Consider the following 26,965-nt stretch of genomic DNA (forward strand, 5'->3'; position numbering starts at 1 on the left):
GCGCTACTCCGCGATCGCGTCGCTGATGAGCGTGCGGAGAATGGAAGCGTCCTTGAGCTGGCCGAGGATGCGGGCCGAGACACGGCCTTCCTTGTCGAGCACGATCGTCGTGGGCACTGCCTTCGGCGGGACGGTTCCGGTGAATGCGAGCTTCACTGCGCCGTCCTGGACGTCGAGGATCGAGGGGTAGGTGATGCCGTAGCTCTCGTTGAAGGACAGGGCGGTGTCGGCCTGGTCATAGACGTTGACGCCGATGAACTGGGCACCCTTGCCGTCGAATTCCGCACTGAGTTCCTGCAGGTCGGGTGCTTCGGCACGGCAGGGAGCACACGCGGCGTACCAGAAGTTGACGACGAGAACGTCTCCGGCGAAGTCGGCGGAGGAGATCTCCTCACCGGTCTCGATCTCACCGGAGAAGCTGATGGATTCGCCACGCTCCCCCTCCGGAATCTCGGTGACCGACCCGTCGCCGGCGATGTAACCCTTGTTGCTGCCCTCTTTGTATTGATCGGCAAGCGGGTCGCTGGAGCAGCCGGCAAGAAGGAGGGTGGCGGCGACAGCGATCGCGACCGCGCGCATCCGTCGTCTCATACCGCTCCCACGTCCGTTGCGTCCTCGGCGAGCGAGGCGGCCGGGTCGGTGTAACCGACCTCGACGAAGACCCCGTCGCGGTGCTCGAACGTCGTGATGCTCGACAGGGCGCACCGGCGCTGGCGCGGGTCGTGCGGGAGTTTGCCGTCGCCGAGCGCTGAGTGGACCATCCAGATCGGAAGCTGGTGGCTGACCAGGACGACGTCACCAGACGGCGTCGACTCCCAGGCGTCGCGAACAGCGTCGAGCATGCGAGCGACGATCGACACGTACGGCTCGCCCCACGTTGGCTTGCTCGGGTTCCGCAGCGCGAACCAGTTGGCGGGGTTCCGCAGGGCGAGCCGCATGACGGTGCCCTCGAAGTGGTTGGTGGGTTCGATGATCCGCTCATCGGTTTCGATGCCGAGCTCGAAACGATCGGCGATCGGCGCAGCCGATTCCTGTGCCCGCTGGAGGGGGGATGCCACGAGTCGCGTGATCTCGCGGTCGCGCGCGGCGAGATCATCGGCAGCGGCCGCCGCCATCCGTTCACCGAGTTCGGACAGGCGGTACCCGGGAAGGCGCCCGTAGAGGACGCGGAGGGGATTATGCACCTCGCCGTGACGGACGAGATGGATCTGGCTGGCTACCACACCTCCCAGTCTACGTTTCGTAGAACTTGGAAAGTACCGTGAGCGCTGCCGCCGGACAGAAGCAGGAATCCGCGCGAGTTGACGGCTCGCGTAAGCTTGACCCCCGTGACTACACGCGCATTGATCAAGAACCTGGCCGACCTCCCCGAGGGCCCCGTCTCCGTCTCCGGTTGGGTCGAGACCGTCCGCGACCAGAAGAAGGTGCAGTTCATCGTTCTCCGCGATGAGTCCGGCGCCGCCCAGCTGGTCAATCCGGCCGTTCGCGAACTGAACGACGAGGACGACGCATCCGCATCGAAGCTCGCCATCACCGAGACGATCTCTGCGCTGGCTCACGGCTCGTTCATCACCGTCACCGGCACGCTCAAGCACGACGAGCGGGTCAAGCTCGGCGGGCTCGAGATCAAGCTCGACACCCTCGACGTCGTCGGAGAGGCACTGCCCGACACCCCCATCGCCGCGGACTCGAGCCTCGACAAGCGCATGGACTGGCGCTTCCTCGACCTGCGCAACCCGAAGCAGAACCTCATCTTCCGCATCCAGACCACGTTCGAGCACGCACTCCGCACCTACTGGATGGACAACGACTTCATCGAGCTGCACACGCCGAAGCTCATGGCGTCGGCGAGCGAGTCACGCGCAGAGCTGTTCGAGGTCGAGTACTTCGACACCAAGGCGTACCTCGCGCAGAGCCCCCAGTTCTTCAAGCAGATGGCCCAGTCGGCCGGCTTCGGAAAGATCTTCGAGGTCGGACCGGCGTTCCGCGCCGACCCGTCGTTCACCTCGCGCCACGCCACCGAGTTCACCTCGATCGACTCCGAGATCAGCTGGATCGACTCGCACGACGACGTCATGCAGTTGCACGAGGACCTCATCGTCGCCGGCTTCAGTGCGGTCAAGGAGAAGCACGGCGACGAGATCAAGGCACTCTTCGACATCGAGGTCATCGTTCCGACGACCCCGTTCCCGCGGATCCCGCTCGCCGAGGCGAAGCGCATCGTCGCCGAGCGCGGCTACGAGGTTCCGCGTGCAGACGACGACATGGATCCAGAGGGCGAGCGCCAGATCGCGGCGTACGTCGCCGAGACGTTCGGGCACGAATTCGTGTTTCTCACGGACTACGCGTCCAGCATCCGCCCGTTCTATCACATGCGTCACGACGGCGACGCGTCGATCACCAAGAGCTACGACCTCATCTTCAACGGTGTCGAAATCTCGACCGGCGCCCAGCGTGAGCACCGCATCGACGTGCTCATCGCGCAGGCGAAGGAGAAGGGTCTCGAGCCCGAGGAACTGGAGTTTTACCTCGACTTCTTCCGCTACGGCGTTCCCCCGCACGGCGGCTTCGGCATGGGGCTCGCCCGCGTGCTGATGCTCATGCTGCACGAGACGTCGATCCGCGAGGTCACGTACCTGTTCCGCGGACCGACGCGCCTGCTCCCGTAGGTCGTTCGACGACCTCAGCAACGCGCCAATTCACGTGGTGCGGTCGGATTCACCCGTTAGGACGGGTGTATCCGACCGGAACGAGTGAAAACGCGGATGCGACGCGCGTCAGACCTCGAAGTCGACGGCGACGCGGTCTGCACGGACCTCGCCGATGTACTTGCCGACTCGCTGGTGTTCCGGGTGCACCGAGTACCGCTCGAGCGCGTCGGCATCGTCGAAGTCAGCGACGAGCACGACGTCCCAGTTGGCCTCCGGGAACAGCACGTTGCTTCCCACCTCGAGCGCGCGGATCTCGGGGATGAGTGCCGGGAGCTCGTTCATCTGACGGGTGATCTCGGCGGCGTGCTCCGCCTTGGTGGCGGCATCCGTCGCGGCGAGTTTCCAGCAGACGATGTGGCGGATCATGTGAGCTCCAGGAGTGCGGTGGTCAGGCGGACCGGGTCGATCCGCCAGTAGTTGTGGACCCGCCCGTTGATGAGCAGCACGGGGATCTCCTCGACGTACTTCGCCGACAGCGCCGGATCGTCAAGGATCGAGACCTCGTCGAGGGTGATCGACGGGGCATCCGTTCTCGTCGACAGGTCGTCGATCACACCGGTGACGACCGTGCGTGCGTCATCACAGAGATGACAGCCCGGTTTGCCGATGAGGGTGAGGGATGCCGTTGCCACCGTTCCAGCCTAATTGGCGAACTGCGCCACGATGGAGTCGGTGACGCGGTGCCAGTGACCGAGCATCATGCGCCGTTCGTCGCGGTCGGCGAGGTCACCGTGGTGGACGTGGACGGTCGTGGCCTCTCCGGCCTTCGTGAGGGTCAACGTCAGGATCGTCTCGTGCGGCCAGTCTTCCGGGTGCCAGGTGAGCTTGACGAGTTTTTTCTCTTCGTAGCCGCGGATCACCCCGCGCACACCGTCGTCCGTGCGGAAGCGCATGCCCTTCTTCGACGGAAGCTCTGCGATCTCACCCAGCCACATCGGCAGGCCGGGGCCGGTGAGGTAGGACCAGACCTCCGGAACGGCGGCCGCGACAGTCTTGCGAACCCCGACGTCCCAGCCGGCGTCCTTGGTCGTGCCGGTGGTGTTCTTCGATTCGCTCATATACCCGAGCTTACGCGCCGGCGCCCCACTGATCGGGGCGCCCACCCGACGGGCGCATCGGGACCCCATCCGGTAACCTCGAACTCACCGAACCCGAGGACCCCATGAGAGCACTGCACGCGCACCTGGTCTTGCTGCTGACCGCGTCGTTCCTCGTGCTCGCGGTCGCACAGGGTGAGCCCTCCACCGTGCTCGTTGCCGGAGTCGCCGTCCTGGCGGCATCCGCTCTCCTCGGTGCCCGGTACCTCGCGGTCATCATCATCGCCCTGAGGCTCATGGTGGGCTCGCGGTCACGCGAGCACCGGGAGTCCCTCACGCGGATTCCGGCACCCAGCCACCCGAACACCGCGGGGCGACCTCAACCGCGAGCACCAGGGCTGTCAGAGGCGGTCGCGTAACCCTCCGGTAAGCGGAGAGTCGCGACCATTCGTCGCGACCTTCTCCTCTGACCGTTAGGACTTTCCTGTGGACATCTATTCGTTCGCGCCCATCGCGATCGTGCTCGACTTCGCCTACTCCCTCGTCTCCGGCCTGGCCGGACTGCTCGCGCCCGTCGCGGGCTCGCTCGCCACCGCGGCAGCGATCATCGCGATCACCATGATCGTGCGCACCGCCCTCATCCCCGTCGGCCGCTCCCAGGTGCGCGCCGAGTTCACGCGCCGAAGGCTCGCGCCCAAACTTCAGGAGCTACAGCGCCGGTACAAGAAGACTCCCGAGCTGCTCCAGAAGAAGACGATGGAGCTCTACGCCGCCGAGAAAGCGTCACCGCTCGCCGGATGCCTCCCCACACTCCTGCAGGCACCGGTGATCTCGACCGTGTACGGACTGTTCATCCTGCAGGGGATCAACGGGCATCCGAACGAGTTGCTCACCGAGGAGGTTCTCGGTGTCGCGCTCGGGATGCCGCTCGTCGGCTTCCTCGGATCGGGAGCGGTGTGGCCGGGCGTCCTCGTCTACGCCGGGCTGCTCGCGATCATCGCCTCGGTCGCCTGGCTCTCACGGCGGGCGGCGTTGAGAAACGCGCCGGTCACACCGGACTCCGTGCCGCCTGCCATGCAGAACCTGGCCGGCACGCTCAGCTGGATGCCGTTCATCACCGTGGTCTTCGCGGCCGTCGTGCCGCTCGCCGCGACGATCTACCTCGCGGTGACGACGACGTGGACGCTCGCAGAACGCGCCGTGCTGAGGCGGCGGTACGAGGCGATGGAGTCGAAGTAACTCGCGGCCCTTCGGTGATCGAGCTGCTCGGTCACCGAAGGCTGCTGCCGCCCTTGCACGCCAAAAAGCGCCAGCCCACAGGGGTCTGACGCTTCACTGGTGCGTTGCTTGTTACTTCTTGTTGCGACGCTGGTGACGAGTCTTACGAAGCAACTTGCGGTGCTTCTTCTTCGCCATACGCTTGCGGCGCTTCTTGATTACAGAACCCACTACTTACCTCACAAAGTTGGCGGTGGCCGCGGATGCCACGGCCGGCAGAAAAAAATGCCTCGGGACAGTCTAGCTGATCCGCGAGGCGCAAGCTCCCACGCCGACGTCGGGTGTGACTCGGCGCGGTCCGACACGCCGAATCGGGGACGGTGTTGCCTCTACTTGCCGAGCTTCTTGCTGACAGCCTGAACGGCGGACGACACACGGTGCGTCGTATCCGCGACCGCGTGCCCGATGGCATCCGCCATTGTCTTGGCCTGGTCGGTGAGGGCGTGTTGGCCAAGCCCGACCGCCTCGGCGATGTCGAAATCGACGCTGAGGAACGGGATGAGCCAGTCCTCGACCGTCTCGAGTGGTGAGTATTCGAGCCGGTAGTAGCGGTGCTGTCCCTCTTCGCGCACGGCGACGAGGCCGGCCTCGCGGAGCACCTTCAGGTGCTTCGACACGGTGGGCTGACTCAGTCCGAGCGCGGTCACGATCTCGGAGACGCTCGTCCCCCCGTGCGAGATGGCCGAATCGCTCTCGTACCGGTCGAGGAGGATCTGCAGGATGTCACGCCGGGTGGCGTCCGCAATCACGTCAAAAATGTCAGCCATCCCCCAAGGCTAGTGACTCTCAGCACGGAGTACCATGACATCGGTCCCAACTGAGCCAAGAACGGGGGAACCGTGACGGGCAGTACCACCGAGGGTCGACCTCACATCCTGGTTCTCACAGGATTCGCTCGACTCCGCGAGATGATCGACGACTTCACCGGCCGATCACCATCGCGCTTCGCACTCCTCATCTTCTCGGCGCTGATCCTGCTGTTCACGCTGCTGTTCTCGTTGCCGATCGCCTCCTCGTCCGGCACATCGACTCCCCTCGCCGATGCGTTCTTCACCGCTGTGTCCGTCATCTGCGTGACCGGGCTCTCGACGGTCGACATGGCGACCCACTGGTCGATCGTCGGTCACATCCTCGTCTACATCGGCGTGCAGATCGGCGCCGTCGGTGTCCTGACGCTCGCGTCGATCCTCGGCATGGTGATCTCTCGCCGCCTCGGATTGCGCGCAAAGCTCATGGCGGCGAGCGACTCGAACCCGATGCGTGGTCACCGTGGTCCGGTCGCTGAGGGCCAGGCGGTGCGCCTCGGCGAGATCGGCAGCCTCCTCGCGACGGTGGCGCTCAGCCTCGTCGTGATCGAGGTGGCCATCGCCATCCTCCTCTTCCCTCGGATGATCATCGACGGCGTGCCGCTCGGGGATGCCATCTGGCACAGCTTCTATTACTCGGCCATGGCGTTCACCAACACCGGGTTCACCCCGAACGCCGAGGGCCTCGGCACCTTCGCGAACGACTACTGGTTCCTGTCGACGCTCATGCTCGGAGTGTTCCTCGGGGCGCTCGGGTTCCCCGTGATCTATGCGCTCAAGCGCCACCTGTTCCGCACCAGGTTCTGGTCGCTGCACGTCAAGCTCACCCTCGTCACCACACTCATCCTGCTGTTCCTCGGGGCGGGCGCATTCGCCCTCCTCGAGTACGACAACGCGAAAACGTTCGGCTCCCTGAACGCGAGCGACACGGTTTTCCAGTCGATCTTCCTGTCGATGATGACGAGGTCGGGTGGCTTCGCGTCGATCGAGATCGCGGACCTCAACGGCTCCAGCCTGCTCGTCGCCGACATGCTCATGTTCATCGGCGGCGGTTCGGCGTCGACCGGCGGCGGTATCAAGGTGACGACGCTGGCCGTCATCTTCCTCGCGGCCCTCGCCGAGGCGAAGGGCAGCCCGGACATGGAAGCGTTCGGACGCCGGATTCCGCCGGACGTGCTCCGCGTCGCGCTGAGCGTCGTGCTCTGGGGTGCCACCATCGTCGCGCTGTCGTGCATCATCCTGCTTCAGATGACCAAGGCGCCGCTCGACCACGTCCTGTTCGACGTGATCTCGGCGTTCGGCACCGTCGGCCTGTCGACCGGCCTCACCGGTGAACTGGACAATCCCGCGAAGTATGTCCTCGCCATGACCATGTTCCTCGGCCGAGTTGGTACAGTGACACTCGCCGCGGCCGTCGCCGCCTCCACAACTACGAGGCTCTACCGCAGACCCGAAGAAAGGCCCATCGTTGGTTGACCGTATCAAGCACGATGCCCCTGTGCTCATCATCGGTCTCGGCCGGTTCGGCGCCGCGTGCGCCGGCGAGCTGGACCGCCTCGACCGTGAGGTCCTCGCGATCGACGCCGGAGCTGAGCTCGTGCAGAAGTGGTCCGAACGGATCACCCACACTGTGCAGGCAGACGCCCGCAACATCGAGGCGCTGAAACAGATCGGCGCCCAAGACTTCTCGATCGCCGTCGTCGCCGTCGGTTCCTCGATCGAGGCGAGCGTACTCATCACCGCGAACCTCGTCGACCTCAAGATTCCGCAGATCTGGGCGAAGGCAGTGTCACAGTCGCACGGCAAGATCCTTGCCCGCGTCGGCGCAAACCACGTCATCTATCCCGAGGCCGAGGCCGGCGAGCGAGTCGCCCACCTCGTCAGCGGACGGATGCTCGACTTCATCCAGTTCGACGACGACTTCGCCCTCGTCAAGATGTACCCGCCGAAGCCGATCCGCGGCCTGCCGCTGGGCCAGAGCGGTGTGCGCTCGAAGTACCGCATCACCGTCGTGGGCGTGAAGTCGCCCGGCAAGCCGTTCACCTACGCCACGGCCGAGACCGTCGTCACCGACCACGACCTCATCATCGTGTCCGGTACGACGGCTGACATCGAGAAGTTCGCGTCACTCACGAACTAACCCGAGCGCATGATCATCCACTGCGGACGGATTCACCCGGCACGCCGGATGCTTTCGACCGGAACGGATGACAACGCGGATGCCGTCGGCACCGTCGAGCGCACGAGCCCGGTCACGAACCGGCGGCGAGTTCCTTCGCCCGCGCGAGCGCGGCATCCGTCGCTTCGTCGAACGTGCGCTTGAGGTTCGCGTTCTGCAGCACGGCGACGGCCCGCTCGGTGGTTCCCTTGGGGCTCGTGACCTGGATCCGAAGCTCCTCCGGGGACCTGTCGGACTGGGCGAGGAGTTCGGCTGCGCCACGGAAGGTGCCGTTCACGAGAATCGCTGCCTGCTCGGGTGTGAAACCCTTGCTGATCGCGGTCTTCGTGAGTTCCTCGATCAGGAGGAAGACGTAGGCGGGGCCCGAACCGGAGATGGTGCTGAGCGCGTCCAGTTGAGGCTCCGGCACCTCGATGACCGTTCCAACCGTCTCGAACACGGCGCGCCCGACGGCGAGGTCGTCATCGCTCGAGCGGGTGCCAGCTGACAGCCCGGTGACGCCCCGCCCAACGACGGATGGCGTGTTGGGCATGGAGCGCAGAACGGCAATCGTGTCGGGCAGCAGGGCCTCGAACGTGGCGACGGTCACGCCGGCGGCGACGCTGATCACGATCGTGTCCGGCTCGAGGGCGTCGGCGATCTCGCGCAGCAGCTCGGGAACGATCGCGGGTTTCACTGCCACGAGAACGACGCGCGCTCCGGCGACAGCGTTGCGGTTGGCATCCGGGTCGTCCTCGACGGCGATCGACGTGACCCCGGGGAGTTTCGCGAGTTCAGCGGCCTTCGCGCGGGTGCGGTTCGTCACCCGGATGCCGCCGGTCACCTCGACGCCCGGCTGAAGCAGCCCGGAGAGGATCGCCGACCCCATCGAGCCGGTACCGAGAATCGCAATGCTGGGGATCGTTCGAACGTCGCTCACCCCGCCAGTGTATTGCTCAGCCGCTGGCAGCCAGTCGGACGGTCCGGGTGGATTCGCGCTCGATCAGGTGCGGCGACTCGCTCACCCGGCTGGCATCCGGCTTGCCGTCGAGCACGTCGAGGAGCACGTGCGCCGTCTGCGCGCCGTAGTCGACCCGGTCATGCATCAGGGCGGACAGCGGAGGAGATGCGAGCTGGCAATGAACTGAATCGTCCCACGCGAAGATCGCGACGTCCTCGGGAACCCGGAGCCCGGCCTGATGCACGACATCGAGCCCGGCGAGCGCCATGACGTCGTTGTCGTAGATCAGCGCGGTCGGGCTGGGCTCCTCACCCAGCAGGACGGTGGTCGCCGCCGCGCCGGCCTCCGCCGTGTAGTCCGCTTCGACCACCCGGGTGTCCACGCCGAGTCGCACACCGGCGTCGACGAAGGCGTCGTCACGCACGATGGTGTGCAGCAGCCCCCTCGGCCCCGCGATCCGGCCGATCCGCCGATGCCCGGCCGCAGCCAGAAAATCCATCGCCTCGCGCATGGTGGAAGCGTTGTCTGTGGACATCGTCGCGAAGTCAGGGGCGAGAAGCGGCGACGCCATGATGACCGCAGGCATCCCCAGTTCGCGCAACAGCTCAAGCCGACGATCCTCCGGAGCAAGATCGGAGACGATGACGCCGGCGACCTGGCCCGTCTCGTGCCACCGGCGCAGGGTCGCCATCTCGTCATCGAGGTCGACGACGACCTTCAGCAGGAGGGTCATGCCACGCTCGGCGAGCACGTCCTCCGCCCCCCGGAGGAACTGCATCCAGAACGGCTCGAGGGGGACGCGACGTCGGGGCTGGTGCAGGCACAGCCCTACCGACGCCGGAGCGACTCGCTCACCTGGTGACGAGATCATTGACTGAACATAACATCGGGAAGACGGTCGGAAGCGACTCTGGCAGGTCCCCAGTAATGGTGAACACGGCCGTCGCTCCAGCCGGAAGCGTGACGAGACCGCGGTCGACGGATGCCGCCGGATGCAACCGATCGACCTGAAGGACGATGTCCTTGACGAGGGACGTCGCGCGAAGGGTGAGAGCCGCTCCCCCGTCGAACCGCTCGACAGAGACGTCGAGAGCGGATGCCGTCGGCACGAGTGCGAGTTCGGGGTCTTCAACGAAGTACCAGAACGCGCTGTCGACGCCGTCCGCGCTTGCCTCGACGAATTCAGCCGTGGCATCCTTCACCGCGAGCACACACGCGTCGAGCGGGAGCAGCATGATCCCGCGCGGCTCGACATCGATGTCGACGAAGTGCCCGGCGATAGCGGTGCCGTCAAGCGCGAGCCTGGAGATGCTCACCGTCGCCGTCCATCGTTCCGCTGAGTCGTTGTGGGCGACGAGGACGGGAACGCCGTCCCGTGGCTGAATGGTCAGCAGCCGGTCGGCGTAGGCGTGCCTGAGCGCATGCCACAGCGGCTTGCGGTGTCCGGCGTAGTCGACAGCCGCCCAGGAGATCACAGGCCAGTCGTCGTTGAGCTGCCAGATGATCGAACCCGTGTTGAGCGGCCACAGCGACCGGAAGTGCTCGATCCCGTACCGGAGGGCGCGGGCCTGATTGAGCTGCGTCGCCCAGTGCCACTCCTCGATCGAGCGGGGCGCCGGCAGGTGATCGCCGAGCCCTCGCTCGAGCTTGAGATTGCCCTGATCCGCTTTCTGGTGCACGAGCATTTCGGTCCCGTACGGGTCGAGTGGTTCATCGTGAACGGATGCCGTCAGTGTCGACCAGGCGGGAGGGCCCTGGAACCCGAATTCACTCGCGAATCGCGGCTGATACTCGCCGTAACTCGTGTAGTCCTTCGAATTCCAGACATCCCAGATGTGCATCGTGCCGTTGCGGGGGTCATTGGGGTGGGCGTACCGGGTGAAGGAGAAGGGGCTACCCGGCGAGTACGGCGTCGCCGGGTCCAGTTCGGCGACGAGGGCGGGGAACAGGTCGAAGTAGTAGCCCTCCCCCCAGGTCAGGTCGCCGAGTTTCCGGCGCCAGTCCCACTCCAGGTAGCCCCAGATGTTCTCGTTGCACCCGTTCCAGAGGGCAAGGCTGGGGTGGGCCGAGAGGCGGGTGATCGCCTCCCGCGCTTCGGCTTCGACTTCGCTGTACAGCGGGTCTTCTTCGGCATACGCACCGCAGGCGAAGAGGAAGTCCTGCCACACGAGGACACCGAGCTCATCGCAGGCGTCGTAGAAATCGTCGGACTCGTACATGCCGCCGCCCCACACCCGCAGCATGTTCATGTTCGCGTCGACGGCATCGGTGATCCGGGTGCGGTACCGCTCCCCGGTGATGCGCGTGACGAACGCGTCGTCCGGGATCCAGTTCGCCCCGCGGATGCCGATCAGCTGTCCGTTCACGAAGAAGGAGAACGGCGCACCGTGCTCGTCAGGAGCGGTATCCAGGGTGACGGTGCGGAATCCGATCCGTCCGCCCCATGCACTGTCACCCGCGGTGACCGCGACATCGTAGAGCGGCTGCTCGCCGTACCCACGCGGCCACCAGAGCTCGACCGTTCCTGCGTCGACGCGCACCGCGGCATCCGTCTGTCCCGGTTTCACATGGATCGTCCCGGTCTGTCCGTTCACCGTCACTGCGAGGTCGGTAGCGGATGCACCGGCGGCCCATTCGAGGTCGACGGCGGCGGCGACGGTTCCTGCCGTTCCGTCGATCTCCGTGAGCGGACGGACGGATGCGATCCGGACGCCTGACCAGGATTCGATGCCGATCGATTTCCAGATACCCGAACTCGAGACATCGATGCCCCAGTCCCAGCCGAAGTTGGACGCGACCTTGCGGATCGCGTTGAACGGGTGGTGCATCACCGTGGGGCGCGCGCCGAGAATGGCCTCCTGCTCCCGCGCGAACTCGATCGGGGAGCGGAACTCGACGACGAGTTCGTTCGGACCATCGACGAGGAGTGAGCCGACGTCGAACCGATAGCTGCGGTGCTGGTTCCTGGTGCTGGCGACCTCGACACCGTTGAGGGTGATCGTTGCGGCGGTATCGAGTCCGTCGGCGACGAGGTCGTGGCGGTCGGAGTCGTCGCCAACCCAGTCAAAGGTCGTGCTGTACTGCCAGTCGCAGTAGCCGATCCAGGCCTGAGTCGTTTCGTTTGCACCGTCGAACGGGTCATCGATGAGCCCGGCGGCGAGCAGGTCGAGCTGCACCTCGCCCGGGACCGTTGCCGGCACGTCACTCCCCGCAATCGATTCGTCGACCGGGCCGGCCGTCGCACGGAGAATCCACGCTGAGCCGTCTGCTGTGGTGAGGGGTCGGAACGTCACGCTGGTCTCTTTTCTGCACTCTGAAAAACGCGGATGCTGCGATGCGCCGGATCTGATCCAATCACTTCTGGCTCTTTCCCTCACGTCGCTGTCATGGTAGAAACTATCTTAGGCGAGTTAATAAAGCCGGGCACAAAAGTGTTCCGGTCGCCCGTTCCACAAGGATGTTGGAGTCAATGACGATTTTCGAGAACCCCTCCCTGCAGCTCTACACACTGCGCGATGCACTGGCGACGGACTTCGACGGCACGATGGATCGCGTTGCAGCGATCGGTTACCGCCAGGTGGAGCCATACCGATTCGTCACCTCCGTCGATGAGCTTGAACGGACGCTTGCCTCGACGGGGCTGGTCGCACCGTCGGCTCACGTCGGACTTCTCTCCATCGACGACCAGCGTCCGGTGTTCGAAGCTGGCGTTCGGCTCGGCATCGGTATCGTCATCGATCCGCACGTCGATCGTTCCCTGTGGACCACAGCGGACGACATCGCCGCCACCGCTGACAAGCTCAACCGTGCAGCGCAGGTGGGTGCCGAATTCGGCGTCACTGTCGGCTACCACAACCACCATTTCGAACTTGAGAACCGCATCGACGGGCGCTTCGCACTCGACGTGCTGGTCGACGCGCTGGACCCGGCAGTCGTGCTCGAGATCGACACCTATTGGGCGCAGGTCGGCGGCGCGGACCCGGTGGAACTGCTGACGCGTCTCGGTGAGCGCGTCGTCGCGATCCACATCAAGGATGGCGACGGAAGCCTCGACATCACGAAGCAGGTCGCGGTCGGCGCAGGCTCACTGCCCATCGAGAGGATCATCGCCGCTGCTCCGCCTTCGGCCATCGGCGTTGTCGAGCTCGACGGGTTCGACGGCGACGAGTTCGACGCTGTCACCGACAGCTTCGCGTACCTCACCGGATCGGCTTCAGCATGAGTGGCTCGGGTCCCGTCGGCATCGGCATCATCGGTGCCGGCGTCATCAGCGAAACCTACCTCGAGAACCTGCAGTCGTTCCCCGACGTGAAAGTGCACGTCATCGGCGATCTCTTTGAAGAGCTCGCGGCAAAGCGTGCCGCCCAGTTCGGGATCGAGTCGAGCGGTGGCGTCGAGACCGTCCTCGCGCACCCCGACGTCGAGATCGTGGTCAACCTGACAATTCCGACAGCGCATGTGCCCGTGGCATTGCAGGCGATCGCTGCCGGAAAACACGTCATCGGCGAGAAGCCGTTCTCGCTCGATCGCGCCAGTGGCCTGGATCTCCTGGCACAGGCAGCGGATGCCGGCCTCCGTGTCGGCTGCGCACCGGACACGTTCCTCGGCGCTGGACTGCAGGCAGCATTGCGCGCCATTCGCCGGGGCGATATCGGCATCCCGTTGACCGCTCTGACACTGATGCAATCCCCCGGACCGGAGTCGTGGCATCCGAACCCCGCTTTTCTGTTCCAGGAGGGTGCCGGCCCGCTGTTCGACATCGGCCCGTATTACCTGACTACCCTTGTGCAGGCCTTCGGGTCTGTCCTGCGCGTAGCCGCATCCGGCTCGACGGCGCACCCGAAACGCGTCATCGGTTCGGGCCCCAAGGCAGGCGAGGAGTTCGACGTCACCGTGCCATCGCACGTCGGCGCTCTCCTGCAGTTCTCTGAGGGCGCGACGTCTCAAAGTGTGTGGAGTTTCGACTCCGCGATCCGCAGGCAGGGCTTCGTCGAGATCGCGGGAACCGAGGGCACACTTGTCCTCCCTGACCCCAATAATTTCGACGGCGACGTTGTCATTCACCGTCGCGGTTCCGACGGTCCCGAAGTTCTCGAGTCGACCGTCGCCAGCTCCACTCGAGGTACCGGTGTGCTCGACCTCGCCAGGGCAATCCGCGAAGACCGCCCACACCGGGCATCCGGCGAGCTTGCCTACCACGTCGTCGACACCATGGTCTCGGTCAGCGAGTCGATCACGACGGGAGAGTTCGTCTCGGTGGGAAGTACCGCACCGGTGGTGCCTCCGCTCCCAGAGGGCTGGGACCCACACGAGTCCACTCTCTGACCAGGAGACGGGACTCGCCGCTCAGTGCGCCTCGCGGCGCGATCGATCAGAACACCTCACATTCAGCCACGCACCACCAACCCAAAGAAGGGCATCACCATGTCTCACGCAATGAAGCGGAAGAGGGCGACTGTCGCGGGCGTCATGCTCGCCTCCGCGCTGACCCTGACCGCCTGTACAGCGCCAACCGGCGACGCAAACGGAGGGGACAGCTCCGGGAAGTCCGAAGTCGTCGTTTACACCGGGGTCACCGGTGACTTCGCGGAAAACTTCAACCCGTTCATCGAGGGAAACCTGCAGTCGACGCGCGGTGTCATCTATGAGCCGCTCTTCTTCTACAACATCACGTCGGGCGGTGACCCCGAGCCGCTGCTGGGCGAATCCTTCGAGTTCAACGAAGCGGGAACCGAACTCACGATCACGATGCGTGACGGCGTGAAATGGAGCGACGGCGAGGATCTGACGGCTGAGGATGTCGTCTACACCTTCGAGCTCATCACCGAGGTCCCCGCCTTCAACACGGCGGGCTACGACGGCCAGGCGGAACTGGTCGATGAGAAGACCGTCAAGTTCACCTTCCCGGAGCCGTCATTCACCGACGCCGTCTCCTACATCGGCAACACGCCGATCGTCCCTGAACACATCTGGGCCGAGAAGACGGACCCGACGACCGATCAGAACGCCGAGCCCATCGGTTCGGGTGCGTTCACCCTCAGCGAGTTCAACTCACAGAACTACCTCCTCGCCGCGAACGAAGAGTACTGGGGAGGACGTCCCGAGATCGATACCGTCCGCTACATCTCGCTGACCGGAAACCAGTCCGCAACGGACACCCTGCTTCAGGGCGAGATCGACCTCGCCGGCATCTTCCTCCCGGACGTCGAGGGCGTTTTCAAGGGCACTCCCCTCGAGTACACCAACACGCCGCTCAACCAGACATCGTTCTTCACCTGTTCCGACGAGGCGCAGGGCTGCACAGGACCGCAGACCGACGTTGCCGTTCGAACCGCGATCTACAACGCCCTGAACCGCGACCAGCTCAACTCGCTGGCCTTCTCCAGCTACAACGGTCAGATGTCCCCGACGTACGGGCTCCTCGAGCGTGACGAGAAGTGGATCGCGGACGAGTTCAGCGAGCCGGTCCCGGGAACTCCGAACGTCGATGCAGCGATCGAAGCGCTCGAAGGCGCCGGATACGCCCGCGGATCGGACGGGATCTTCGCGAAGGATGGCGAGCGAGTCAGCCTCACCGTCCAGGTCGTCACCGGCTGGACCGACTACATCGCGGCGATCGACGCTTCCGCCGAGCAGCTGCTCGAGGCAGGCATCGAGTTGAAGCCGGCACAGGTGTCGTTCCAGGAGTGGACGGCCAACAAGAGCAACGGTAATTTCCAGCTTTCGCTCGACTCTCTCGGTCAGGGCGTTGCCGCGGACCCGTACTACCTCTACATGCGCTACTTCCACTCCGACAACACGGCACCCGTCGGCGAAACCTCGGGTCAGAACTTCGCGCGCTACAGCAACGCCACGGTCGACCAGGCGATCGACGCGGCAGGCTCGACGCTCGATGAAGCCGTGAAGGCTGAGCAGTACGCCGTTGTGCAGGCGGAGATCGTGCGAGACATGCCGTACATTCCCATCCTCGTCAACTCGGCGCTGACCATCTACAACACCGACAACGTGCAGGGCTGGCCGACCGAGGACAACCTGTACGCCTACCCGCGCCCCGACCGGGCCTGGGACAACGGCATCGTCCTGAAGACGATCAAGCCGGCGAACTAACCCGTGTTCCGGGGAGGAGTTGAAGAGAGGCAGAACCAGTGAGATATATCGCTCGCAAGCTCGGCTTCTATGCCGTCGCGCTGTGGGGCGCGCTGACCGTGAACTTTTTGCTACCACGCATGTTGCCGGGTAACCCCGTCGATATCCTCGTGGCCAAGCTTTCAGCTCGCGGTCCCGTGACCGACGAACTTCGCGACAGTCTTGAACTCCTCCTCGGAGGCGCCCCCGACCAGGGAATCCTGGAGCAGTACTGGGTCTACCTGGTCGGGATCTTCACCGGCAACCTCGGGATCTCGATCACCTACTATCCCGTCCCGGTCGTCGAGATCATCGGCCAGGCTCTGCCATGGACGCTCGTCATGATCGGTATCGGAACGCTGCTCGCGTTCATCGTCGGCGTCGCGCTGGGGATGCTCGCCGGCTGGAAGCGCGGATCGTGGCTCGACAACCTCGTTCCCGTCACGACGATGTTCCAGGCGGTCCCGTACTTCTGGCTCGCCCTCGTGTTGCTCTACATCCTCTCGGTGGGCCTCGGGGCGTTCCCGGTCAGCGGCGGCTACAACTACAACGTCGCGCAACCGGGGTTCACCTGGGACTTCGTCGGAACGGCGATCTACCACGGCACCCTCCCTGCGCTGACGATCGTCATCTCTTCATTCGGTGGCTGGCTGCTCGGGATGCGGAACATGATGGTCTCGACGCTGTCCGAGGACTACATCGTCACCGCGGAGGCCAAGGGGCTTCGACCGATGCGCATCATGACCGCCTATGCGGCGCGCAACGCGGTCCTGCCCTCTGTTGCCGGCTTCGCGATCTCACTCGGCTTCGTGGTATCCGGGTCGATCGTGACCGAACAGGTCTTCTCGTACCCGGGAATCGGCAGCACACTCCTCCAGGCCGTGAACAACAGCGACTACGCGCTCATGCAGGGCCTGTTCCTCGTCATCACCCTCGCGGTGCTCGGCGCGAACCTCATCGTCGATCTGCTGTACGGCGTGATCGATCCACGAACCAGGGCGAACGGGTAAGGGACCATGGCACACGAATCATCTCGCACCGTAGACGACGCTGAGACCGCTTCCGGCGACGCAGCCGCGACGGTTCCGACATCCGGCCGAACCGAGAAGGAGATCATCTTCTCCGATCTCGAGGTCCCGGCGACGGCATCGACGAACATGGCTTTGCGAAAGAACAGCGCCTCACCGCTGACGGCGACCTTCGCGGCGGTCAGGACGAATCCACCGAAAAAGGCTCCGCGGTGGCGCTCCGTTCTGCCACCGATGACGCCGAAACTCGCGACCGGGCTCATCCTGATCGCGGCCATCGTGCTCTTCGGAGTCCTCGGCCCCGTGTTCCTCGGCAATCCGCGATCCATTCGTGACATCGGAAGGACCCCGCCCGGCGGAGAGTTCCTCCTCGGTACCACGCAGACAGGCCAGGATGTCCTGGCTCAGCTCGCCCACGCCACCCAGGGCTCCCTGCTCATCGGGCTCGTGGTGGGAGTGCTCGCGCTCATCCTTTCGATGATCTTCGGGGTCATCGGAAGCTACGTCGGTGGCTGGCTCGACGAATCGTTCTCGCTCTTCACCAACATCATGCTCGTCATCCCCGGGCTGCCGCTGGTGATCGTGATTTCCAGTTATGTCGAGGACAAGACCATCTGGGTGCTGGCGGTCGTGCTCGCCATCACGAGCTGGGCCGCATCGGCACGTGTGCTGAGGTCTGTGACGCTCTCGCTCCGCAGCCGCGACTACGTCGCCGCCGCACGAGTATCCGGCGAGAAGTCCTGGCGCATCATCGTGGTCGAGATCCTCCCCAACCTGATTCCGGTGCTTGCCTCGCAATTCGTGCTCGCCATCATCGCCGCCATCCTCGCTGAAGCCGGATTGAGCTATCTCGGCCTGGGTGCTTCCGGCACCTTCACCTGGGGGACGATGCTCTTCCAGGCGCAGAACGGATTCGCACTCACCCTGGGGACCTGGTGGTGGTTCGTTCCGCCGGGAATCCTCATCGCAGTGCTCGGTGGGGCGCTCTCGCTCGTGAACTTCGCGATCGATGAGGTCGTCAACCCGAAGCTCCGCACCACGACCCTTCGCAAGGACAAGAAGCGCCTGAAGAAGCGGCTCCACACGACAACAGAGGGAGGTGTGCCGGTATGACCGACGACACGCTTTTGAGCATCCGCGATTACAACATCGTGTATGAGACGGAACGACCGGTTCACGCGGTCCGTGACGTCAACCTGAAGCTCCAGCGCGGGGAGATCCTCGGACTCGCCGGCGAGTCCGGATGCGGCAAGACCACCCTCGCCTACGGCATCAACCGGCTCCTTCGCCCTCCCGCGGTCATCCGGACCGGATCAGCCATCCTTCACGACAAGGGCGGGTATGACATCGACATCAACGCGCTCAAGGTCAAGGAGTTACGGGAGTACCGATGGGACAAGGTGTCGATGGTGTTCCAGGGCGCCATGAACGCGCTCAATCCCGTCATCAGCATCGAGAAGCAACTCGGCGATATCTTCAGCACGCATCGACCGCAGATGTCGAAGGCCGACCGGCGGGAGGAGAGCGCGGGTCTTCTCGACCTCATCGGCGTTGGACGCGATCGCCTGAGATCCTTCCCGCATGAACTGTCCGGAGGAATGCGCCAGCGCGTCATGATCGCGATGGCGCTCGCGCTCAAGCCACAACTCATGATCATGGACGAACCGACGACGGCTCTCGATGTGCTCGTTCAGCGGGACATCCTGCAGGAGATCAGCGAGCTGCGCTCCCAATTCGGGTTCTCTGTCATCTTCATCACCCACGACCTTCCGCTGCTCCTCGAGATCAGTGACCGGATCGCCGTGATGCTTCAGGGCGAGATCGTCGAACTCGGTACGGCTGAGCGCATCTTCCGCCGGCCGGACCATGTGTACACCGAGCGGCTTCTGCAGTCCTTCCCAAGCCTCACCGGCGAGCGGGGCGGGTTCATCCGCAGCGGGAATGACGAAACCAGGACAAAGGACGAGGCGATCGTATGAGCACTCTCGAATTTCGGAACGTGTCGAAGGAGTACCGGGTCAGAGGCGCAAGCAAGCTGAAGGCCGTCGACGACGTGAGCTTCTCGCTCGAGCCGGGTAAGACGATCGCCCTCGTCGGGCAGAGCGGAAGCGGCAAATCAACGATTGCCAAGATGCTCGTCCAGCTGGAGCGCCCGACGAGCGGCGAGATTCTGCTCGATGGAAAGCCGGTGCCGCGCTTCGGCCGCGGGCTGCGCGACTACCGCCGGCACGTTCAAATGGTCTTCCAGGACCCCTTCGCGTCGCTCAATCCCTTCCATCCCGTTGAACACCACCTCGAGCGACCACTTCTCCTGCACAAGAGGAGCACCCGGGCGAACCTCGACGCCGAAATCGAACAGCTTCTGACCCGGGTGCAGTTGACCCCCGCCTCTGAAATGCGCTCGAGGAAGCCGCACGAACTCTCCGGTGGCCAGCGGCAGAGAGTCGCGATCGCGCGCGCCCTGGCGCCGAAGCCGAGCGTCCTCATCGCCGATGAGCCGGTTTCGATGCTCGACGTCTCGATCCGGCTGGGCGTGCTGAATCTGCTCGGCGACCTGCAGCGTGAAGAGAACCTCGGCGTTCTGTACATCACGCATGACCTCGCGACCGCCCGCCACTTCAGCGACGAAATCATGGTGCTCTACAAGGGTGTCGTCGTCGAGAGCGGACCAGCTGACGACGTGATCCTCAACCCGCAGCACGACTACACGAAGCGACTGCGGGATGCGTCGCCGAACCCTGAATCTCAATTCGCCACCCCGTAGCACGACGAACATCCCCAGAGAAAGAGAGCAACAGCGCGATGCAGAGCATGCAGGTCACCCAGGAGAAGACGGTCGCGTTGGTCGAGGTCGACGACGATGCACCTCTCGGCGAGTTCGAGGTGAGGGGCAGGACGCTCGTCACCCTCATCAGCCCCGGCACGGAACTCGCGAGTGCCTTTGCCCCTGCCGATGCCAGCGCTGTCGAGTACCCGAAGTCGATTGGCTACGCCGCCGTTTTCGAGATCGAGGAGATCGGAAGCAAGGTCACCAGGCACGCTGTGGGAGCGCGCGTCTTCTCAATGGGCCCTCACCGGTCGCAGCAGCGTGAACACGAGGAGCGGGTCGTCGAACTTCCGGACGGGCTCGCTCCCGAGGTCGCCGTCTTTGCCCGGCTCATAGCCGTTCCCGCCGCTGCTCTGATCACGACGGCGGCACGACCAGGGGATCGCGTGGGCATTGTCGGCCTCGGGTTGGTCGGACATCTCGGCGCGAAGGCCTTTCACGCCAGCGGTTACCGTGTCACCGCGTGGGACCCGGTGGCCAAGCGCCGGGAAGGGCTGGGGGCGGGCATCCGGGTTCTCGAGGCCCCCGTCCTCGACGACCCGGATGATGTCTTCGAGCTGGTCGTCGATGCGTCAGGGCACGACGGTGCCACCGTCCAGGCGGCGAGTGTTGTCGCCAGGAATGGAGAACTCGTCCTGACCGGTACGCCGTGGGCGAAACGATCGGAGGCGACCGCCCACGACCTGCTCACCATGATCTTCCACCGCTACCTCCACGTTCGCAGCGGCTGGGAATGGCAGTTGCCGACCACCCCGAGTGATTTCCGTCAGGGAAGCGTGTTGTCGAACTTCCGGCTCGCGCTCAACTGGCTGGCGAACGGCGATGTCACCGTCGACGGACTGAGTGAGACCCTCTCTCCTGGGTCCGCCCAGCGGGCATTCGATTCCCTCGATTCTCGTGGGGCGGGTCCCCTGACGTATGTCTTCGATTGGAGCCTCCTGCGAGAGTAGGATGAGGGTCATCGGTGTAGGCGCGCCCGGCTTACTTCACTCACTTTATTAAGCCGACTAAGTTAGTATTCCCCTATGACCGAGAAAACCCGTCGTCGCGCCTCGTCGAAAGGCAAGACCCTCGACCTCATCCGCTCTGCCGGCCCCATCAGCCGCGTGGAGCTGGCCGAGTTGACCGGGCTCACCCAAGCGACGATCTCCACCGTGGTTCGTGAACTCCTCGCAGACGGCGTCATCAGTGAGACCGGTCGCGGCGAATCCACCGGCGGTAAGCCGCGCATGCGCCTCGAAATCAACCCCGCGTCGCGCCTCGCCATCGGGGTGCACGTGGGTCAGGACTACATCACCTATGTCGTCGCTGACCTCGGAGGCACGGTCGTCGGACGCACCAGGGTCGACGGTCCGGGCGACGCCTCCCCGATCACCATCGTCGGTCGCATGTCCGACGACATCGAGTCGCTCATCATCGGTCTCGATCTCGACCGCGCATCAATCGTCGGCATGGGGCTCGCGATTCCCGGGCCGGTCGACCGCGAGAACGGCACTGTACGCGGGGTTCCTTCCCTGGCCGGCTGGAGCGACTTCCCCATCCGCAAAGCCCTCGCAACGAGCACAGGGCTGCAGTGTGAGTTCGACAACGACGCGACGGCAGCGGCCATCGGCGAGTACTGGCTCGGCGCGACCGAGGGCTACGGCACGTATGCATCGGTCTACATGGGCTCGGGAATCGGATCAGGGATCGTCATTGACGGAACGATCTACCACGGTGTCTCGTCGAACGTCGGGGAGATCGGCCACACGAGCGTCGATGCACGGGGACTCGTGTGCCCCTGCGGCAACATCGGGTGCCTCGAAATGTATGCGGGCCCCCGCGCGGTCGTCGAGAAAGCGGCGGATGCCGTTGCGAACGGCACCCTGGACATTCCGCTCACCGGCAGGATTTCGGTCGACTTCGCGGCGATCGGCAGCGCCGCCGAGAAGGGTGACGGCGCCGCACGCGCGCTCATCGAGGAATCGGCGGAGTACCTCGCCTCGGCGCTCGTCTCGATGGTGAACCTCCTCGACCTGCAACTGATCGTGCTGGCAGGCAGCGCGTTCGCGACCGCAGGATCGACCTACGTGCAGATCATCTCCCGCATTCTTGCGGAGCGAACCCTCGCAAGAGGCATCCACGGGGTCGAAGTCCGGATGTCGGTGAACGGGAACGATGCCGCCGCCCTCGGTGCAGCGACGCTCGTGCTGCAGGACCGGCTCTCCCCGCGCTCACTGCGCTCCGTCACCTTCGCCTGATCCCGGAGATCACCATGACCGCACCCTCTCCCATCCGTCTCTCGATCGACGGGGGCCAGACCGGTGCTCGCCTGCGCCTCAGCGATGCGAACGGCGGCGTCGTTGCCGAGACGGAGGGCGCAGGTATCCTCACCGACCGTTCCGTCGTCGGCCAGATCGCCGACCTCGCGCTGCAGCTCGCCCGGGCAACCGGTTCGCGCATCGACGAACTCGCGGTCGGCACGTCAGGGCTGACCCCGGCGGCTGCGAAGCCGGATGCCCTTCTCGCCGCGACCCGATCGATCGGTGTGCACCGTGTCGCACTCGCCCATGACTCGATCACCGGCTACCTCGCCGCCAACGGCACCGCGCCCGGCGTGATGCTCGCGGTCGGCACTGGCGTCGTCGTGCTCGCACTTTCGGAATCCAGCGTCGCGAAGGTCGACGGCTGGGGTTCCCTCCTCGGTGACGCAGGGAGCGGCTATTGGATCGGCAGGGCGGGTCTCGACGCCGCCCTCCGTGCGTTCGACGGCCGTTCGGCCCACACGACGCTCGAGGCGACCGCGATCACCCGGTTCGGCCCCCTCGACGAGCTCTACATGGTGCTCCAGGCCGATCCGATGCGGGTGTCGCGGATCGGGTCGTTCTGCCGGGATGTCGTGGATGCCGCGGCGAGCGGAGACGAGGCCGCCAGCCGAATCGTCACAGCGGCAGCCCACGAACTCGCCCACTCGGCGGCGAGCGCCCTCGCCCGCGTCGGCTGGGAAGCGGGCACGCCGGCCCGGGTCGGAGCCGTCGGTGCACTCGCCACCCACGCGGCCCCTCTGCGCGAAGCGCTCGTCGCCGCCCTCGCGTCTCGTGCACCCGGAGCCGTACTGGAAGCACCACTCGGTCGTCCCCTCGACGGGGTGCAGTCGCTTCTCGACGTGGGCTCATCGCATCCGCTACGCCCATTCATCCACTCGGCGCACGTCGAAAAGGTCAGTCACTGACCCGTTCGAGCTCGGGGAGACTCGTACTTACCGCGGCAGCATGGTAGGCATGAGGCATGACGCCGCAGCTGAATATCACCGGGGAACCCGCAGCAGACGACCTGCTCTCGACAGACCCCCTGGCGTTGCTCGTCGGCATGCTCCTGGACCAGCAGGTGCCAATGGAAACGGCGTTCGCCGGCCCCGCGAAGATCCGTGACCGCCTCGGCGCATTCGACGCGCGAACGATCGCCGGCCAGGACCCCGAAGCTTTCGTCGAGGTATGCCGGACGCCACCGGCCGTCCACCGTTACCCGGGCAGCATGGCCGCCCGCATCCAGACCCTGTGCCGGAGCCTCGTCGACGATTGGGACGGCGATGCGTCCGCACTCTGGACGACCGGCGACCCCGACGGTCGCGAGGTGTACCGCCGACTCCTCGCCCTCCCCGGATTCGGCGAGCAGAAGGCGCGGATCTTCGTTGCCCTTCTCGGCAAACAGTATGGCTTCACCGGCGCCGGCTGGCGCGAGGCTGCCGGTTCGTATGGAGACGAAGGCAGCTACCGATCGGTAGCCGACATCGTCGACGCTGACTCCCTCACCCGCGTGCGTGAGACGAAACGTGCGGCAAAGGCCGCAGCGAAGAAGGCGACGTAACGAGAGCGAGGATCCCATGTCGACACGGATGCTGGTTGGTGTCAGGAGTTTCGATACCGGACGAACGGCGGTGCGCTGGGCCGCGGAACGGGCTCAGGCGAGGGGCCTCCCGCTCCATCTCGTCCACGTCGTCGATGCAGGGATGCGACGCGCGGGCAACGCAGGACTGCTCGAGGCTGCCCGCACCGAGATCGAGCAGATGCTCGCAACGGCGGCAGAACTCGCGAAGACAGTGGCTCCCGGCATCTCGGTCACCGCCGAAACCCTCGAGGGTGAACCACAGGCGGAACTGATCCGGTTGTCGCAGGACGCCGACATGGTCGTCGTCGGCAGTGACTCAGACGGAAGTGACAGTTCGCGCAGGCACGGCAACCGGGGATTCCGGATCGCCGCGGCGAGCACGACACCGGTCGCGGTGATCCCGATGATCGACCTGACCGGGAGGGAGGGTGTCGTGGTCGGCGTCGACGGGTCACCGATCTCGGAACACGCCCTCGTCTTCGCCGCCGACGAGGCCGACAGGCTCCGTGAACCCCTCATCGCCGTGAACGCGTGGCCGAACCCCGTCGTCTACGGCTACGACCTCGCGTTCCCCGTCGAGTACGTCGAAGACCTCACGCAGATCGGGAACGAGACGCTCACCCGTGCGCTCGACGGAGTGATGGGCGCCCATCCCACGGTTCCGGTGAGACGCATCGTCACGGAGGGCGATCCGGTCACCGTCCTGTCGGATGCCGCCGAACGCGCGTCGCTTATCGTCGTCGGCAGCCACGGTCGCGGAGCGGTTGCCCGGTTCCTGCTGGGATCGGTGAGCCACGGCATCCTCGCCCGGCTCGTCGCGCCGACGGTGATCGTCCGCTGACCCGCGGCAGCGCCGCTCAGCGCGACCGTTCTGAGGACCGGAAGAAGTCCGTGAGAACGGTGCCACACGCATCCGCCTCGACCCCGGCGACGACCTCGACCCGGTGGTTGAGCCTCCGGTCACGCAAGACGTCGTAGACGCTCCCGGCCGCGCCCGCTTTCTCGTCCCACGCGCCGAACACGACCCTCGGGATGCGAGCAGCGAGGATCGCGCCCGCACACATGACGCAGGGTTCGAGGGTGACGTAGAGCGTGACATCCGTGAGATGCCAGTCACCGGATGCCGCCGCTGCAGCCCGAATCGCCTCGACCTCCGCGTGGGCGGTCGGGTCCTGCCTCGCCTCGCGCGCGTTGAGGCCGGTCGCGAGAAGCGTGCCGTCCGCCCGGACGATGACGGCACCGACAGGGACGTCATCCGTCTCGAGCGCCGCGTGCGCCTGGTCGAGGGCGCGGAGCATCCAGGCGTGATCTGCGGGATCGACGGGGAGCGGCATCCTGGGCCTCCTGTTCTGCCGAAAGCCTATTGGAGGCCACCGATGCGTCAGTTGCCGGCGGCTGGTGCCGCGTCGAGCGCCCTCCGGAGGAATCCGTCATGCTGCGCGAGAAGCAGCTCCGCCGCGGCGGGACGGATCCCGGCGAGTTCCACGAGAATCGCGGCCTTCACCGAACCTCCGACAGCGGCGAGGGTACGGGACGCGGTCGCGGCATCGACCCCGGTCGCGAGCATGACGGTGCGTTCGGACCTGGCGACAAGCTTCTCGTTGCTCGCCTTGAGGTCGACCATGAGGTTGCCCCAGGTCTTGCCGAGCCGCACCATCGTCAGGGTGCTGAGCATGTTGAGCACCATCTTTTGCGCTGTGCCCGCCTTGAGCCGGGTCGAACCGGTGAGAAGCTCGGGCCCGACGACGACGTCGATCCCGACCTCGGCTGCTGTTCCGAGAGCGGATGCCGCGTTGCACGCGACCCCGACCGTGAAGGCCCCACGGCGTCTCGCCTCGGCGACAGCGGCAAGGACGTATGGCGTGCGCCCGGAAGCCGAGATCCCGACGACACTGTCATCAGGGCCGACCGACAGGCCGGCGACATCCGCGGCACCGGCGTCCGCATCATCCTCGGCGCCCTCGACGGCCGTCACGAGTGCGGCCGGACCGCCGGCGATGACGCCGACGATGCGGGCGGGGTCGATACCGAATGTGGGAGGCGCCTCGCTCGCGTCAAGGACGCCGAGACGCCCTGGCGTGCCGGCACCGAGGTAGATCAGGCGGCCGCCGCGCAGCATCCGTTCGGAGATGTTGTCGACGGCGGTGGCGATGGCGTCCGTGACGAGCGCAACAGCCGGGGCGACCTGCGCGTCTTCCGCGTTCATGGCGGCGACGAGTTCCGGCGTCGGGAGGAGGTCGAGGTCCGCATATTTCTCGTTCACCCGCTCGGTGGAGAGATCGGCGAGGACGGCATGCAGGGCGGGAGCGTCGGAGTCGGACACGGGATCCTCGATTTCTTCGGGTTCAGAAAACAGTACCGATCCGCGGCACCCTGCGCTGGGGGAAGATCCGCAGTCCGGAAGAGGACCGGCAGGCGGTAGGTTTGGAGCATGCGAGTGCACGTAGCCGACCACCCCCTGATCACCCACAAGCTCACCGTGTTGCGTGATCGGACGACCCATTCTCCGGTGTTCCGCGCCCTCACCGAGGAGCTCGTCACCCTGCTCGCCTACGAGGCGACACGGAACGTTCGGACCGAGACGGTCGACATCGAGACCCCGGTCACCTCGACCACCGGTCTTGCGATCAGCCAGCCTCGCCCCCTCGTCGTCCCTATTCTTCGTGCCGGACTCGGCATGCTCGAGGGCATGGTCAAACTGCTCCCGACCGCTGAGGTCGGGTTCCTCGGCATGGTCCGCAACGAGGAGACGCTCGAACCGACGACCTACGCCGAACGCCTGCCGGACGACCTCTCGGATCGCCAGTGCTTCGTCCTCGATCCGATGCTCGCCACCGGAGGCTCGCTCGGTGCCGCCATCGAGTTCCTGTTCGACCGTGGTGCTGTCGACGTGACCGCGATCTGTCTGCTCGCGGCGCCCGAGGGCATCGCGGCACTCGAAAAGGCGACCGAGGGACGCGACGTCACCATCGTGCTCGGCGCCATGGACGAGCGTCTCGACGAGAACGGCTACATCGTGCCCGGCCTCGGTGACGCCGGCGACCGCCTGTACGGGCTCGTCTAGCTCTTTCCTGTTTCCCGTGAGGGCACGCGGGCGGCCCGCCCGTCCACGCGGGCGGCCCGCCCGTCCACGCGGGCGGCCCGCCCGTCCACGCGGGCGGCGCGAT

General features: G+C 65.5%; 30 protein-coding genes. 18 read left to right on the top strand and 12 right to left on the bottom strand.

The genetic code is table 11. The annotated features are described in order from the left end of the window. Positions 1 to 3: 3 nt before the first annotated feature. The gene (locus tag D9V29_RS12840) at positions 4 to 591 is read right to left on the bottom strand and encodes a TlpA disulfide reductase family protein (protein ID WP_121673724.1); all 588 of its coding nucleotides are present in this window, start codon (positions 589 to 591) and stop codon (positions 4 to 6) included. Further along, positions 588 to 1,223: a histidine phosphatase family protein gene (locus D9V29_RS12845; protein WP_121673725.1), complete on the bottom strand. Its 636-nt coding sequence runs from the start codon at positions 1,221 to 1,223 to the stop codon at positions 588 to 590. The genes D9V29_RS12840 and D9V29_RS12845 overlap by 4 nt, the downstream gene beginning before the upstream one ends. 120 nt (positions 1,224 to 1,343) lie before the next feature. Between D9V29_RS12845 and aspS the strand changes: the two genes are divergently transcribed. After that, the gene (gene aspS, locus D9V29_RS12850) at positions 1,344 to 2,669 is read left to right on the top strand and encodes an aspartate--tRNA(Asn) ligase (protein WP_373294852.1); all 1,326 of its coding nucleotides are present in this window, start codon (positions 1,344 to 1,346) and stop codon (positions 2,667 to 2,669) included. 108 nt (positions 2,670 to 2,777) lie between these two features. On the opposite strand, the gene D9V29_RS12855 is transcribed toward aspS, so the two are convergent. Genes D9V29_RS12855 through D9V29_RS12865 form a run of 3 tightly spaced genes read right to left on the bottom strand, consistent with a single transcriptional unit; the run spans position 2,778 to position 3,769 of the window. Next, positions 2,778 to 3,077 carry a Dabb family protein gene (locus D9V29_RS12855; RefSeq protein ID WP_121673726.1) on the bottom strand — a complete coding sequence of 100 codons (300 nt, stop codon included), beginning with the start codon at positions 3,075 to 3,077 and terminating at the stop codon, positions 2,778 to 2,780. Next, positions 3,074 to 3,343 (bottom strand): glutaredoxin family protein, encoded by a 270-nt coding sequence (locus D9V29_RS12860; RefSeq protein ID WP_121673727.1) that lies wholly within the window; start codon positions 3,341 to 3,343, stop codon positions 3,074 to 3,076. The genes D9V29_RS12855 and D9V29_RS12860 overlap by 4 nt, the downstream gene beginning before the upstream one ends. A gap of 9 nt (positions 3,344 to 3,352) precedes the next feature. After that, a complete protein-coding gene (locus D9V29_RS12865) occupies positions 3,353 to 3,769 on the bottom strand; it encodes an SRPBCC family protein (protein WP_183085014.1) in 417 nt (138 codons plus the stop codon). A gap of 104 nt (positions 3,770 to 3,873) precedes the next feature. Here D9V29_RS12865 and D9V29_RS12870 point away from each other — a divergent pair, with 104 nt between their 5' ends. Both D9V29_RS12870 and D9V29_RS12875 read left to right on the top strand, forming a co-directional pair. Further along, positions 3,874 to 4,167 (top strand): DUF6412 domain-containing protein, encoded by a 294-nt coding sequence (locus D9V29_RS12870; protein WP_121673729.1) that lies wholly within the window; start codon positions 3,874 to 3,876, stop codon positions 4,165 to 4,167. Positions 4,168 to 4,234: 67 nt separating this feature from the next. Next, positions 4,235 to 4,987 (top strand): YidC/Oxa1 family membrane protein insertase, encoded by a 753-nt coding sequence (locus D9V29_RS12875; protein ID WP_121673730.1) that lies wholly within the window; start codon positions 4,235 to 4,237, stop codon positions 4,985 to 4,987. 111 nt (positions 4,988 to 5,098) lie between these two features. On the opposite strand, the gene D9V29_RS12880 is transcribed toward D9V29_RS12875, so the two are convergent. Continuing rightward, positions 5,099 to 5,197, bottom strand: coding sequence for a 30S ribosomal protein bS22 (locus D9V29_RS12880; RefSeq protein ID WP_003792170.1), 99 nt, complete (start codon positions 5,195 to 5,197; stop codon positions 5,099 to 5,101). A gap of 158 nt (positions 5,198 to 5,355) precedes the next feature. Beyond that, positions 5,356 to 5,793 carry an ArsR/SmtB family transcription factor gene (locus D9V29_RS12885; RefSeq protein ID WP_121673731.1) on the bottom strand — a complete coding sequence of 146 codons (438 nt, stop codon included), beginning with the start codon at positions 5,791 to 5,793 and terminating at the stop codon, positions 5,356 to 5,358. A gap of 141 nt (positions 5,794 to 5,934) precedes the next feature. Here D9V29_RS12885 and D9V29_RS12890 point away from each other — a divergent pair, with 141 nt between their 5' ends. Both D9V29_RS12890 and D9V29_RS12895 read left to right on the top strand, forming a co-directional pair. Continuing rightward, a complete protein-coding gene (locus tag D9V29_RS12890; protein WP_121673732.1) occupies positions 5,935 to 7,308 on the top strand; it encodes a TrkH family potassium uptake protein in 1,374 nt (457 codons plus the stop codon). Next, positions 7,301 to 7,972 carry a potassium channel family protein gene (locus D9V29_RS12895; RefSeq protein WP_121673733.1) on the top strand — a complete coding sequence of 224 codons (672 nt, stop codon included), beginning with the start codon at positions 7,301 to 7,303 and terminating at the stop codon, positions 7,970 to 7,972. Before D9V29_RS12890 ends, D9V29_RS12895 begins: the two co-directional genes overlap by 8 nt. Before the next feature lie 112 nt (positions 7,973 to 8,084). Here D9V29_RS12895 and proC read toward each other — a convergent pair whose 3' ends face one another. The 3 genes from proC to D9V29_RS12910 are packed head-to-tail and all read right to left on the bottom strand — an operon-like array spanning position 8,085 to position 12,244. Further along, complete coding sequence (proC, locus tag D9V29_RS12900; RefSeq protein WP_121673734.1) at positions 8,085 to 8,930, bottom strand: pyrroline-5-carboxylate reductase; 846 nt, start codon at positions 8,928 to 8,930, stop codon at positions 8,085 to 8,087. A 16-nt stretch (positions 8,931 to 8,946) separates the two neighbouring features. After that, entirely contained in the window at positions 8,947 to 9,822 is an 876-nt protein-coding gene (locus D9V29_RS12905; RefSeq protein ID WP_121673735.1) for a LacI family DNA-binding transcriptional regulator, read from the bottom strand. Beyond that, positions 9,803 to 12,244: a glycoside hydrolase family 2 protein gene (locus D9V29_RS12910; RefSeq protein ID WP_121673736.1), complete on the bottom strand. Its 2,442-nt coding sequence runs from the start codon at positions 12,242 to 12,244 to the stop codon at positions 9,803 to 9,805. The genes D9V29_RS12905 and D9V29_RS12910 overlap by 20 nt, the downstream gene beginning before the upstream one ends. Before the next feature lie 176 nt (positions 12,245 to 12,420). Here D9V29_RS12910 and D9V29_RS12915 point away from each other — a divergent pair, with 176 nt between their 5' ends. The 12 genes from D9V29_RS12915 to D9V29_RS12970 all read left to right on the top strand — a co-directional run bounded on the left by D9V29_RS12915 (position 12,421) and on the right by D9V29_RS12970 (position 24,639). Continuing rightward, positions 12,421 to 13,173 carry a sugar phosphate isomerase/epimerase family protein gene (locus D9V29_RS12915; protein ID WP_121673737.1) on the top strand — a complete coding sequence of 251 codons (753 nt, stop codon included), beginning with the start codon at positions 12,421 to 12,423 and terminating at the stop codon, positions 13,171 to 13,173. After that, a complete protein-coding gene (locus D9V29_RS12920; RefSeq protein ID WP_121673738.1) occupies positions 13,170 to 14,276 on the top strand; it encodes a Gfo/Idh/MocA family protein in 1,107 nt (368 codons plus the stop codon). The genes D9V29_RS12915 and D9V29_RS12920 overlap by 4 nt, the downstream gene beginning before the upstream one ends. 99 nt (positions 14,277 to 14,375) lie before the next feature. Further along, positions 14,376 to 16,058 (top strand): ABC transporter substrate-binding protein, encoded by a 1,683-nt coding sequence (locus D9V29_RS12925; RefSeq protein ID WP_121673739.1) that lies wholly within the window; start codon positions 14,376 to 14,378, stop codon positions 16,056 to 16,058. A gap of 38 nt (positions 16,059 to 16,096) precedes the next feature. Next, on the top strand, positions 16,097 to 17,086 hold the full coding sequence (locus D9V29_RS12930; protein ID WP_121673740.1) for an ABC transporter permease: 990 nt from the start codon (positions 16,097 to 16,099) through the stop codon (positions 17,084 to 17,086). Between the two features lie 6 nt (positions 17,087 to 17,092). Beyond that, a complete protein-coding gene (locus D9V29_RS12935) occupies positions 17,093 to 18,217 on the top strand; it encodes an ABC transporter permease (RefSeq protein WP_229790564.1) in 1,125 nt (374 codons plus the stop codon). Beyond that, the gene (locus D9V29_RS12940; RefSeq protein ID WP_121673741.1) at positions 18,214 to 19,083 is read left to right on the top strand and encodes an ABC transporter ATP-binding protein; all 870 of its coding nucleotides are present in this window, start codon (positions 18,214 to 18,216) and stop codon (positions 19,081 to 19,083) included. The genes D9V29_RS12935 and D9V29_RS12940 overlap by 4 nt, the downstream gene beginning before the upstream one ends. Continuing rightward, a complete protein-coding gene (locus D9V29_RS12945) occupies positions 19,080 to 19,868 on the top strand; it encodes an ABC transporter ATP-binding protein (RefSeq protein WP_121673742.1) in 789 nt (262 codons plus the stop codon). Before D9V29_RS12940 ends, D9V29_RS12945 begins: the two co-directional genes overlap by 4 nt. Positions 19,869 to 19,906: 38 nt before the next feature. Beyond that, positions 19,907 to 20,881 (top strand): MDR/zinc-dependent alcohol dehydrogenase-like family protein, encoded by a 975-nt coding sequence (locus D9V29_RS12950; RefSeq protein WP_121673743.1) that lies wholly within the window; start codon positions 19,907 to 19,909, stop codon positions 20,879 to 20,881. A gap of 75 nt (positions 20,882 to 20,956) precedes the next feature. Next, on the top strand, positions 20,957 to 22,171 hold the full coding sequence (locus D9V29_RS12955; protein ID WP_121673744.1) for an ROK family transcriptional regulator: 1,215 nt from the start codon (positions 20,957 to 20,959) through the stop codon (positions 22,169 to 22,171). Positions 22,172 to 22,185: 14 nt separating this feature from the next. Continuing rightward, the gene (locus D9V29_RS12960; protein WP_121673745.1) at positions 22,186 to 23,142 is read left to right on the top strand and encodes an N-acetylglucosamine kinase; all 957 of its coding nucleotides are present in this window, start codon (positions 22,186 to 22,188) and stop codon (positions 23,140 to 23,142) included. A gap of 56 nt (positions 23,143 to 23,198) precedes the next feature. Continuing rightward, positions 23,199 to 23,777 carry an HhH-GPD-type base excision DNA repair protein gene (locus D9V29_RS12965; RefSeq protein ID WP_121673746.1) on the top strand — a complete coding sequence of 193 codons (579 nt, stop codon included), beginning with the start codon at positions 23,199 to 23,201 and terminating at the stop codon, positions 23,775 to 23,777. Positions 23,778 to 23,793: 16 nt separating this feature from the next. Beyond that, positions 23,794 to 24,639, top strand: a complete 846-nt coding sequence (locus tag D9V29_RS12970) for a universal stress protein (RefSeq protein ID WP_121673747.1) — start codon at positions 23,794 to 23,796, stop codon at positions 24,637 to 24,639. Between the two features lie 16 nt (positions 24,640 to 24,655). Here the strand turns inward: D9V29_RS12970 and tadA are convergent, their stop codons facing one another. Beyond that, positions 24,656 to 25,132, bottom strand: a complete 477-nt coding sequence (gene tadA / locus D9V29_RS12975; RefSeq protein ID WP_121673748.1) for a tRNA adenosine(34) deaminase TadA — start codon at positions 25,130 to 25,132, stop codon at positions 24,656 to 24,658. Positions 25,133 to 25,179: 47 nt separating this feature from the next. Beyond that, positions 25,180 to 26,121: an N-acetylmuramic acid 6-phosphate etherase gene (gene murQ, locus D9V29_RS12980; RefSeq protein ID WP_229790565.1), complete on the bottom strand. Its 942-nt coding sequence runs from the start codon at positions 26,119 to 26,121 to the stop codon at positions 25,180 to 25,182. 108 nt (positions 26,122 to 26,229) lie between these two features. On the opposite strand from murQ, the gene upp reads away from it, so the two are divergent. Next, the gene (gene upp / locus D9V29_RS12985; RefSeq protein ID WP_121673759.1) at positions 26,230 to 26,862 is read left to right on the top strand and encodes a uracil phosphoribosyltransferase; all 633 of its coding nucleotides are present in this window, start codon (positions 26,230 to 26,232) and stop codon (positions 26,860 to 26,862) included. The last annotated feature ends 103 nt before the right edge of the window (positions 26,863 to 26,965 follow it).

It is taken from the genome of Mycetocola manganoxydans, from assembly GCF_003667545.1.
Classification (GTDB): domain Bacteria; phylum Actinomycetota; class Actinomycetes; order Actinomycetales; family Microbacteriaceae; genus Mycetocola_A; species Mycetocola_A manganoxydans.